Genomic DNA, 9,073 nt, shown 5'->3' on the forward strand with positions numbered 1-9,073 from the left:
ACCTGATTTCGAACGCAGGCGCTTCGCCGCGCAGCGCCTTTCGCCACCCGTCAACGGGACGGGAGCGGCTTCTTCACCGTCTTGAGCAGAGCGCGCTGGATGAGCTCGTTGCCGGCGACGATTCCGCCGGTGTCGAGCATGTCCTGTCCGCCGTCCATGTCGGAGACGAACCCGCCTGCCTCGCGCACCAGCAGCATGCCGGCGGCAATGTCCCAGGACGAGAGGCCGGTCTCCCAGAAGCCGTCCATGCGGCCGGCCGCGACATAGGCGAGGTCGAGCGCGGCCGAGCCGAGCCGGCGGACGCCGGAGACTTCGGCCATGACGTTGCGCAGCTCAATCAGGAAATTGCCGTGCTGGCCGCGCCCGAGATGCGGCACGCCGCAGCCGATCACGGCATCGGTGAGCTTGGCGCGCCCGGCGACGCGCAGCCGGCGGTCGTTCATGAAGGCGCCGCCGCCGCGCTCGGCGGTATAGAGCTCGTCCATCGCCGGATTGTAGACGACGCCGGCGACGATCTGGCCCTGGCGCTCCAGCGCGATCGACACCGAGAAAAGCGGGATGCCGTGCAGGAAATTGGTGGTGCCGTCGAGCGGGTCGACGATCCAGCGATGCTGGCCGTCCTCGCCTTCGACGGCGCCGCGCTCCTCCATCAGGAAGGCATAGCCCGGCCTTGCTTTGGACAGCTCGGCAAAGACGATCTCTTCCGCCTTGCGGTCGGCCTGGCTGACATAGTCGCCCGGTCCCTTCATCGAGACCTGCAGGTTCTGCACCTCGCCGAAATCACGCGACAGGGACCGGCCGGCCTTCATCGCGGCCTGGACCATGACATTGAGGAGAGCGGAACGCGCCATTCTTTATCTTCCTGTATTGACCGTTTTACTCTGCGCGGCGCACGTAAGTGATTTCGTTGGTGTCGACGATGATGCGCTCGCCGGCCGAGATGAAAGGCGGCACCAGCACGCGAACGCCGTTTTCCAGCACCGCCGGCTTGTAGGAGGAGGCAGCCGTCTGGCCCTTCACCACCGGGTCGGCTTCGGTGATGGTTAGCGTCACCTGGTCGGGTAGCGAGATGCCGATCGGCCGTTCCTCATAGAGCTGCACCGTCACCATCATTCCGTCCTGCAGGAAGGCGGCACGCTCGCCGACGAAATCCTTCGCCAGTTCGAGCTGCTCGTAGCTCTCGGTGTCCATGAACACCAGCGCGTCGCCCTGCTCGTAGAGGAAGGAGAAATCCTTCAGATCGAGCCGGATCTGCTCGACGGTCTCGGCCGAGCGGAAGCGCTCGTTGAGCTTGGTGCCGTTGATCAGGTTCTTCAGCTCGACCTGGTTGTAGGCGCCGCCCTTGCCCGGCTTGACGGTGTTGGTCTTGACCGCGACCCACAGGCCGCCATCGTGCTCGATGACATAGCCGGGACGGATTTCGCTGCCACTGATCTTGGCCATGATGAACTGATCCGGAATGAGATTTTTTCGCGCGGAGCGCGCTTTGGCGCCTCCAAGACCACAAATCGTCCGGAGAGGCAAGGGAGAGCGGAAAGCAGGGGCACGGAGCCGGCTGCGGCGATGAAGGCCTCAGGGGAGCCGGTTTGCCTTCTGCAGCGCCTGCTTGGTCTGATCGTCGTCGAGGCCTTGCAGGAAATCGTCCATCTCAGGGTCGATCAGCCCGGCGCGGCGGGCGACGATATACCAGGCGCCGGCCAGGATCAGATCCGGGTCGGTACCGATGCCGCCCATGTAGAGCTTGGCGAGGCGGTTCTGGGCTGCGACGTTGCCGCCCTCGGCCGCGCGCTTCATCCAGGCAAAGCCCGACTTCAGGTCGCGCTCGCCGCCGCGCCCCTGGATCATCCAGGCGGCGAGATCAAGTTGCGCGGTGTCGTAGTTCTGCCGGGCGGCCCGAGCCAAAAGGATGCGTGCCTTCGCGTCGTCGCGCGGTTTGCCGCCGGCGCCGTTGGCGTAGATTTGCGCCATCGCATATTCGGCGTCGGCAAGGCCGGTGCTGGCGGCGCGCTCATAATAGACGGCGGCCTTGGCGATGCCGGCATCGCCCGGATCCTGCTGGATGAGCAATTGCGCGAAGTTGAACTGCGCCAGGCGGTTGCCTGCTTCGGCGGCGGCCTGCATCAGCGCATAGGCTTCCTTGACGTCCTTCTTCACATAGCGGCCGTCGAGAAGCATCAGCGCATATTGGAACTGTGCCTCCGGCACGCCCTGCTCGGCGGCAAGCCCATACCATTTCGCGGCTTCGGCGTCGTTGAGCGGCACGCCCAGCCCGCGCGACAGGATTTCGGCGACCAGCGTCTGGGCGGCGGGGTCGCCGTTCTTGGCCCGGACCATGGCGAGGTTGTACGCGGTCTTGTAGAGCCCGCGCTGGAAGGCGCCGTAGGCGGCATCCGGCGGCTTGGCGCCGAAGCGATCGGGATTGACGCTGTCGGCCGACGGCGGTTGAAGCGTCGCCGGCTGCGGCAGCGGCGTTTCGATCGGCTTGCCAATATGGGTCGTATTCGGCGCGCTTGTATCGGGCACGCCTGTGTCAGGGGCGCCCGCATTGGGAGCACCTGCACTGGGAGCGCTTGTATTCGGCGCGCCCGTGTCCGGTTTGCTTGTCTGCGGCGTGCTCGTGTCCGGTCTGGGCTGCGGCACCGGCACGGTCTCGGCGCCTGCCGCCGCCTGGACCGTCAGCGCGGCAGCCAAAGCCGCGAAGGGAAGCCGGGACCAGCGCACGTCAATCCGCGAAGCGCGGCGCGGTTTCGTCGAGCAGCGCGTTGGCGGCGGCGACCGCCGCGCGCGGATCGAGCCCATCGGCAAAGACGGCGCTGGAGAGCGCCACGAACTCGGCCCCGGTGGCCGCTACCGTTTCCACCGAGGCGAGCTCGGACCCCGCCATCACGATGCAGGGGATCTGGATCATCTGCGCCCACCATTCGCCGAGCGAGAGGTTGCGCGGATGCGGCTCCGGCTTGTTGTCATAACCGAAACGGCCGAAGAACATGTAGTCGGGCCGCTCCTCGCCGAGCTCCAGCGCCTCGTCGCGGGTCTTGGCGCCGCCGGCGCCGACCATCATCTTGTCCGCCAACCGCTCGATCGTCTCGGCGAGCTCCCGGCGGTTTGTCTCGACATGGATGCCGTCGGCGTGAACGCGGCCGGCGATGCGGCTGTCGCCGGCGATGATGACGGCGATGCCGGCACCTTGCGCGACCGGCACGATCTTCTCGGCGAAGGCCTGGAAGGTGGCATCGTCCATGCCATTGTCGGGCAGGATCAGCGAGGCGATATCGCCGCCGTCGAAGGCCGCGCAGACGTGCTCGGCCGTCGCGAGCGGCGGCGCGATCAGCACGATACGGCAGCGGTTGGGCGGCGTTGCTTCATTCATCGGTCTTCGATCCCGGTTTTCGCCTATGCCGGGCGAAGATGGTTGCATTGCGGCATAGAACAAAGCGCCAGGCTTGAACAGGAGGCGCGCAAAGATAGCCGCCGAAATGCGTCAACGCGGCAAAGGCTCGCGCCAATTTTCGGGACCGGTGGACGGGCTGCCGACGATCTCGGCCCACTGCAGGCAGGACACCCACTGTTTCAGATGTAACCGAATTTCTCGGTCGCGAAATCACCCTGCAACGACGCTCTTCGACGATGTGCGTGTCATCGAACCAATTTGCAGGAGATGATCATGGAAACGACAATCCGTGAAAAGCGCGAAGCGATCGCGACGGAGCTTCCTTCCGCTGTCCCGCTGATGGCGCTTTCGACCGGCTTTTGGGCCTTCAAGACTCTGGCCGCCGCGCACGAGTTGGACCTTTTCAGCCGCCTTGCGGGCGGCGCCGGCATCACGGTCTCCGGACTGGCGGAAGCGCTCGGTCTCAACCCACGCCCGGCCGAGATGCTGTTGACCGGCTGCGCTGCACTCGGGCTTCTGGAGAAAACGGACGGCCGTTATCGCAATACGCCCTTGAGCGAAGCCTATCTCGTGCGCGGGAAGCCGTATTACTTCGGCGGCTTCGTGCAGATGGCCGACAAGCGGCTCTACGAGGGCTGGGGCAAACTTGCCGAAGCGCTGCGCACGAACCGACCAACCACGTGGGACCCGGCAGTGCAATCTTCGGCTTTCGAGGGCGAGGATCCGACGATGCTGGCGACCTTCTGGGAGGCGATGCATTCGCTTTCCACGATGACCGCGCGCAAGCTCGGCGAGGCCGTGGATCTCGGTCATTTTCGCCGCCTCCTGGACATTGGCGGAGGATCGGGCGCGTATGACATCGAGCTTTGCAAACAGTACCAGGCGCTGCGCGCAACCGTGTTCGACTTGCCGCATGTGGCCGCAATCGCGGCGGGAAAGATCGCCGAGGCCGGCTTGCCCGACCGCATCGAGACCGTAGGCGGCAGCTTCTTCGAGCAGCTTCCGAAGGATCACGACGTGCATCTCCTGTCGATGATCCTGCACGATTGGGACGAGGCGAAGAACCGCGCCTTGCTGCGCCGATCCTTCGAGGCTTTGCCGAGCGGCGGCGCAGTCGTCATCAGCGAGCTTCTCGTCAATGACGAAAAGACCGGGCCGGCTCCGGCCGCGCTCATGAGCCTCAACATGCTGATCGAGACGGAAGGGCGAAACTACACGCCGGCGGAATATTCGGCGTGGCTCGAGGAAGCCGGATTCCGGAACATCGAGACGGTCTGGTTCGACGCGCCCGCCGCGAACGGCGCCGTGATCGGCCGCAAGCCGTAAGGTGCAAATTTGACAGGCGCCCTGCAGCTCAAATGTAACACTTGGACGATGTGCGAGGTCGGACAAACCGACGAGAGACATGGAGGATGTGATGTTTCGAGTGTCAATTCGTCTTGCATTCTTGACCGCGCTGGCAGCCGACCTGTCACCGCTCACGGCCGTGGCCGACGATGCACAGGTCGAGCGCGGCAAGTATCTCGTCACAATGAGCGGGTGTAACGATTGTCATACGCCCGGGTACTTCCTTGGAAAGCCCGACATGTCGCGCTTTCTCGGCGGCTCGGATGTGGGCTTTGAGATTCCTGGTCTCGGGGTCTTTGTCGGCCCCAACATCACGCCCGATGAGGAAACCGGCATCGGCAGCTGGAAGGCGGAGGAGATCGTCGCCGCACTTCAAACCGGAGTACGCCCGGACGGCCGCAGACTGGCGCCGATCATGCCTTGGCATGCTTTTGCGCATTTGACGGAAAATGATGCCATGGCGATCAGAGCATTCCTTCAGAGCTTGAAGCCGGTCAAAAATAAGGTGCCTGGCCCGTTCGCGCCCGGGGAAAAAGTGTCGAGTTTCATGTTGCGGATCATGCCGCCAGGTGAGACCGCTGCTGGGGTGCCGAAGTAGATCCGGTCATATCAGACCGAAATTTGGTGCATAGGAGCTGAAACGGCAGATGTTCCTGCTGGTTCAGGCCCGGCGATGAGAGGTCGGCATCGCCTGTGGTGCGTCAAAGATCCAGCTTGTAGCCGATGTGGCTCGCCTTGAAGCCGAGCCGCTCGTAGAAGCGATGGGCGTCGAGCCGGCTCTTGTTGGTCGTCAGCTGGACGACCCTGCAGCCGCGTTCGCGGCATTTCTCGATCGCCCATTCCAGCAGGCGCTGCCCGAGCCTTTCGCCGCGTCGGTTCGCCGAGACGCGCACCGCCTCGATCTGGCCGCGCCAGGCGCCCTGCGACGACAACCCGGCGAGAAAGCTGATCTGCAGCGTGCCGACGACATCGGCGCCGTCCGTCATCACCGCGAGCAGCTGGTTCGGGTCGCTGTCGACCGCCGCGAAGGCGTCCAGATAGGCTTGCGCCAAGGGCATGCCGGTGTCCTCGCGGGCGCGGCCAAGCATGTCATCGGCAAGCAAGGCGACGATCGCCGGGAGATCGGCTTGCTGCGCGCGGCGGATCTGGACTTCGTTCATCGTCAAACCTCGTGCTGGGCCGGCGACCTTATGCATGGCTCGAGCTTCCCGCAAACCGGAAGGACTGGTTACGGACAGTTGATCGCGCCGATCGGCTGCCGCGGGGCGCATCGGCTATCGCGATCTCCCGCATTGTGGTCTATTGCGGTCTCCCGCCATCTTCCAGCCGCCCTCGTCTCCGGTCATCCCATGTCAGGCCTGCTCAGCGATCCCTGGTTCTATGCCGCCGCCATTCCGGCAGTCATCCTCGTCGGCCTGTCGAAGGGCGGCTTCGGCGGCGCCGTGGGTTTCGTCGGCGTGCCTTTGATGGCGTTGACCATGCCGCCGGTGCAGGCCGCGGCCATCCTATTGCCGATCCTTTGCCTGATGGACGCCGTCTCGGTATGGACATGGTGGGGCGTCTACGACCGCAAGATGCTGGTCGACATGATGCCGGGCGCCGTCATCGGCATCGGCGTCGGCTGGCTGACGGCGGCCCTGGTCACCGAGGAGATGGTGCGGCTGATCGTCGGCGCTGTCGCGCTGATCTTCGTCCTGCGCTGGCTCTATCTGCAGTTCCGCCACGGCGCCGGTCACGCGGCCGAGCCGAACCGGATCGCCGCGGCCTTCTGGGGCACCGTCGCCGGCTTCACCAGCTTCGTCGCTCATGTCGGCGGTCCGCCCTTCCAGGTCTATGCGCTGCCGATTCGGCTCGATCCGAAGGTGTTGTCGGGGACGGCGGCGATCTTCTTCGCCGCCACCAACGCGCTGAAGCTCATCCCTTATTTCGCGCTCGGCCAGTTCGACAGCACCAACCTCATCGCCTCTTTTGTGCTGATGCCGCTGGCGCCGCTCTCGACGGTCGCCGGTGCCTGGCTGGTGCGCCGCATGCGCCCCGAGGTGTTTTATCCGTTCACCTATGCGACGGTGGCCGTGGTGGCGGTCAAGCTGCTCTGGGACGGTATCGCCGGCCTGATGTGAGATGGACGGGGCGGCTGATCAGCCGCTCCGCCAAAGCCGTCTCAAGCGGCGCTCGGTACCAATTGGCGGCTGCCGCCAAGGGCGAGCGCCGCGCCGGCCGCTACCACCACCGCCATGCCGGCGAGGATGCCGATGTCGTGGAGCGTAGGCTTCAGCACCATGTCGGCGATGATCACCAGCATCACCGCATAGTCGAAACGCGCCCAGCTCATCATGCGCTGGCCGATGGCGAGAACCGCCGGCGTCACGCCTTCCCTGGCGACCATGGCGCCCATCCGCTCGCCGGTCGGCTTGAAGACCAGCATGCCGATCGAAAAGGTCGTGGCGTAGCCGGCAAGGCCGATGATGATCCACAGATCGGAAAAGCCGACCCAGAAGCCGCACATGACGAGGCCGAAGATCAAGGTGAGCATCGACATCGGCGCGAAGAAGCGGCCGCCGAGCTCGCCGCTGGCCCGCATCGCCTGCAGCTTGTCCTCGGTGTTGCCGGCGCGCTCGGCAAGCATGCCGAGCAGGAACAGGACGAAACCGCCGCCGACCCACAAAATGGCCGAGACGACGTGGAGGAATTTGACGATCGAGTACCAGTCCATGATGCGCTCCTGGATGTCTTTCTTGATTTGCGACGGCATCGGTTTTGCGCGGCCGTCGAGAGGAGCGCGGGTTTTGCGCGGGGCGTGTTTCGGAACGATGTCGCGAAAGACAGACATCTGTTTCATCCGGAACTTGGAGCGGCCGCGACATCATCCGGAAACATCGCTGGGGCATCGACGCCGAGACCGGCGCGGAATCGGCTGACGATCGATCCGGTTCAGCACCGCAACAGCCATTGGAGAGGATCAATGCAAGGGGTAGCCCGAAACTTCTTTACGCTCGCCATCATCTATTCGCTTTGCGGAATGGCGCTTGGCATCCACATGGCGATCAGCCAGGACCATGGCCAGATGCCGACCCATGCTCACACGATGGTGGCCGGCTGGCTGATGTCGGCAGTGTTCGCGTTCTTCTACCACCTGTTTCCGGCCGTCGCGCATAAGAGGCTCGCGGCGATCCATTTCTGGCTGACCGCGATCAGCGGCATCGGCCTGCTCGTCGGCCTTTACACCCTGCTTGCCGGCAATCCGGCGATCGAACCGCTGCTCGGCATATCCTCGCTCGCGTTCTACGCCGGCATGCTGCTGTTCGCCTTCATCGCGTTGCCCGCGATCTGGAGAAGCTGAGGGGCCTGGTCCCCGGGGCGTCCCGTTCCGGCACAGGAGCGTCCGTTCGGTCAAAAAATCCGTCCGGCGTTAAGGCTTCATTAAGCTTTACAGGCGTTTACTGAGACCATCCAGTTTTTCTGGATTCTTACCGAGTGGTTGGAGCCACTTTGTTTGACGCCTCCCTGTTAAACTCCTGAGAGCCGCCTTATCCGCGGCTCTTTTTTTGTCCGCCGGTGGCCGGCGGGGCGCGGTCCGGCGTTAACCGTTTGTTAAACATGCGCTTGCCTTCACGGACATCGAAGCGCATTTTCAAGCCTCAGTCGTTTAAGGGTGCAGGACGTATCGGCAAGGATGCCGAATCGGCTTGCGGCAGTGCAGGGGCGTATCGATGACCGAGCCTTCGAAGGGCAGCGCGAAAACCGTAAAGCTCGCGGAACGCCGGGTTTTCTCCCAATCCTTCAAGCCGCTTTACCAGGAGGGCATGGGCCTGGTCGAACAGGCGGCCGAATATCTCGACGGCAAGGGCAGGCTCGAAGCCAAGAAGCTGTCGCGCACGGCGGCAACGCTCTATGCGGCCGAATCGATGCGTCTCACCACAAGGCTGATGCAGGTCGCATCCTGGCTGCTTCTGCAGCGAGCGGCGAATTCGGGCGAGATGACCCGCGACCAGGTCGCCTCGGAGAAATCCAAGGTGCGGCTCGACACCGCTTCGGCGCATGACGAGGCGCTGGGCTGGAACGAGCTGCCCAAGGAATTCTTGGACCTGGTAAGCCGGTCGCTTCGTCTGCAGGCGCTGGTAAAGCGCATGGACGAGGAGATCTATGGCGGCGCCATGAACGACACGCCGGCCGCGGGCCGCCGCGCCAACCCCGTCTCCGATCAGATCAGTCTGCTCAACACGGCCTTCGCCCGCGGCTGACAAGGCAGTTCCGCGCCGACGAGCGCTTGGCACGATCGTTTCTGGTTTGTTCACAATTCGCTGGCATCGCCCTACGCCGAGGTTAGACTTGGCG

The 9,073-nt window shown here is 64.3% G+C and carries 11 protein-coding genes; 5 read left to right on the forward strand and 6 right to left on the reverse strand.

The annotated features are described in order from the left end of the window. Nucleotides 1–50 precede the first annotated feature (50 nt). The 4 genes from QAZ47_RS07825 to QAZ47_RS07840 all read right to left on the reverse strand — a co-directional run bounded on the left by QAZ47_RS07825 (nucleotide 51) and on the right by QAZ47_RS07840 (nucleotide 3,370). Nucleotides 51–851: an inositol monophosphatase family protein gene (locus QAZ47_RS07825; protein ID WP_278232845.1), complete on the reverse strand. Its 801-nt coding sequence runs from the start codon at nucleotides 849–851 to the stop codon at nucleotides 51–53. Nucleotides 852–876: 25 nt separating this feature from the next. Further along, nucleotides 877–1,443, reverse strand: a complete 567-nt coding sequence (gene efp, locus QAZ47_RS07830; protein WP_278076216.1) for an elongation factor P — start codon at nucleotides 1,441–1,443, stop codon at nucleotides 877–879. Nucleotides 1,444–1,572: 129 nt separating this feature from the next. Further along, nucleotides 1,573–2,721, reverse strand: a complete 1,149-nt coding sequence (locus QAZ47_RS07835; protein WP_278232846.1) for a sel1 repeat family protein — start codon at nucleotides 2,719–2,721, stop codon at nucleotides 1,573–1,575. A gap of 1 nt (nucleotide 2,722) precedes the next feature. Continuing rightward, nucleotides 2,723–3,370: a thiamine phosphate synthase gene (locus QAZ47_RS07840; RefSeq protein WP_278232847.1), complete on the reverse strand. Its 648-nt coding sequence runs from the start codon at nucleotides 3,368–3,370 to the stop codon at nucleotides 2,723–2,725. Between the two features lie 294 nt (nucleotides 3,371–3,664). Between QAZ47_RS07840 and QAZ47_RS07845 the strand changes: the two genes are divergently transcribed. Further along, complete coding sequence (locus QAZ47_RS07845) at nucleotides 3,665–4,717, forward strand: methyltransferase (protein ID WP_278232848.1); 1,053 nt, start codon at nucleotides 3,665–3,667, stop codon at nucleotides 4,715–4,717. 91 nt (nucleotides 4,718–4,808) lie between these two features. Then, nucleotides 4,809–5,336 (forward strand): cytochrome c, encoded by a 528-nt coding sequence (locus tag QAZ47_RS07850; protein ID WP_278207795.1) that lies wholly within the window; start codon nucleotides 4,809–4,811, stop codon nucleotides 5,334–5,336. A gap of 103 nt (nucleotides 5,337–5,439) precedes the next feature. Here QAZ47_RS07850 and QAZ47_RS07855 read toward each other — a convergent pair whose 3' ends face one another. Then, nucleotides 5,440–5,898 carry a GNAT family N-acetyltransferase gene (locus tag QAZ47_RS07855; RefSeq protein WP_278232849.1) on the reverse strand — a complete coding sequence of 153 codons (459 nt, stop codon included), beginning with the start codon at nucleotides 5,896–5,898 and terminating at the stop codon, nucleotides 5,440–5,442. Between the two features lie 189 nt (nucleotides 5,899–6,087). Between QAZ47_RS07855 and QAZ47_RS07860 the strand changes: the two genes are divergently transcribed. Next, entirely contained in the window at nucleotides 6,088–6,858 is a 771-nt protein-coding gene (locus QAZ47_RS07860; RefSeq protein ID WP_278232850.1) for a sulfite exporter TauE/SafE family protein, read from the forward strand. A 41-nt stretch (nucleotides 6,859–6,899) separates the two neighbouring features. Here the strand turns inward: QAZ47_RS07860 and QAZ47_RS07865 are convergent, their stop codons facing one another. Further along, nucleotides 6,900–7,451, reverse strand: coding sequence for a DUF2269 family protein (locus QAZ47_RS07865; RefSeq protein ID WP_347567202.1), 552 nt, complete (start codon nucleotides 7,449–7,451; stop codon nucleotides 6,900–6,902). 249 nt (nucleotides 7,452–7,700) lie between these two features. Between QAZ47_RS07865 and QAZ47_RS07870 the strand changes: the two genes are divergently transcribed. Both QAZ47_RS07870 and QAZ47_RS07875 read left to right on the forward strand, forming a co-directional pair. After that, nucleotides 7,701–8,078, forward strand: coding sequence for a hypothetical protein (locus QAZ47_RS07870; RefSeq protein WP_278076222.1), 378 nt, complete (start codon nucleotides 7,701–7,703; stop codon nucleotides 8,076–8,078). 370 nt (nucleotides 8,079–8,448) lie between these two features. Further along, entirely contained in the window at nucleotides 8,449–8,979 is a 531-nt protein-coding gene (locus QAZ47_RS07875) for a DUF1465 family protein (RefSeq protein ID WP_278232852.1), read from the forward strand. Nucleotides 8,980–9,073 lie beyond the last annotated feature (94 nt).

It is taken from the genome of Mesorhizobium sp. WSM4904 (assembly GCF_029674545.1).
Classification (GTDB): Bacteria; Pseudomonadota; Alphaproteobacteria; order Rhizobiales; family Rhizobiaceae; genus Mesorhizobium.

Bases quoted from the DNA above. Each gene is read 5' to 3' on its own strand.
- QAZ47_RS07840 (WP_278232847.1), bottom strand. From the start codon at position 3,370: ATGAATGAAGCAACGCCGCCCAACCGCTGCCGTATCGTGCTGATCGCG.
- efp (WP_278076216.1), bottom strand. From the start codon at position 1,443: ATGGCCAAGATCAGTGGCAGCGAAATCCGTCCCGGCTATGTCATCGAG.
- QAZ47_RS07845 (WP_278232848.1), top strand. From the start codon at position 3,665: ATGGAAACGACAATCCGTGAAAAGCGCGAAGCGATCGCGACGGAGCTT.
- QAZ47_RS07850 (WP_278207795.1), top strand. From the start codon at position 4,809: ATGTTTCGAGTGTCAATTCGTCTTGCATTCTTGACCGCGCTGGCAGCC.
- QAZ47_RS07860 (WP_278232850.1), top strand. From the start codon at position 6,088: ATGTCAGGCCTGCTCAGCGATCCCTGGTTCTATGCCGCCGCCATTCCG.
- QAZ47_RS07875 (WP_278232852.1), top strand. From the start codon at position 8,449: ATGACCGAGCCTTCGAAGGGCAGCGCGAAAACCGTAAAGCTCGCGGAA.
- QAZ47_RS07865 (WP_347567202.1), bottom strand. From the start codon at position 7,451: ATGGACTGGTACTCGATCGTCAAATTCCTCCACGTCGTCTCGGCCATT.
- QAZ47_RS07855 (WP_278232849.1), bottom strand. From the start codon at position 5,898: ATGAACGAAGTCCAGATCCGCCGCGCGCAGCAAGCCGATCTCCCGGCG.
- QAZ47_RS07870 (WP_278076222.1), top strand. From the start codon at position 7,701: ATGCAAGGGGTAGCCCGAAACTTCTTTACGCTCGCCATCATCTATTCG.
- QAZ47_RS07825 (WP_278232845.1), bottom strand. From the start codon at position 851: ATGGCGCGTTCCGCTCTCCTCAATGTCATGGTCCAGGCCGCGATGAAG.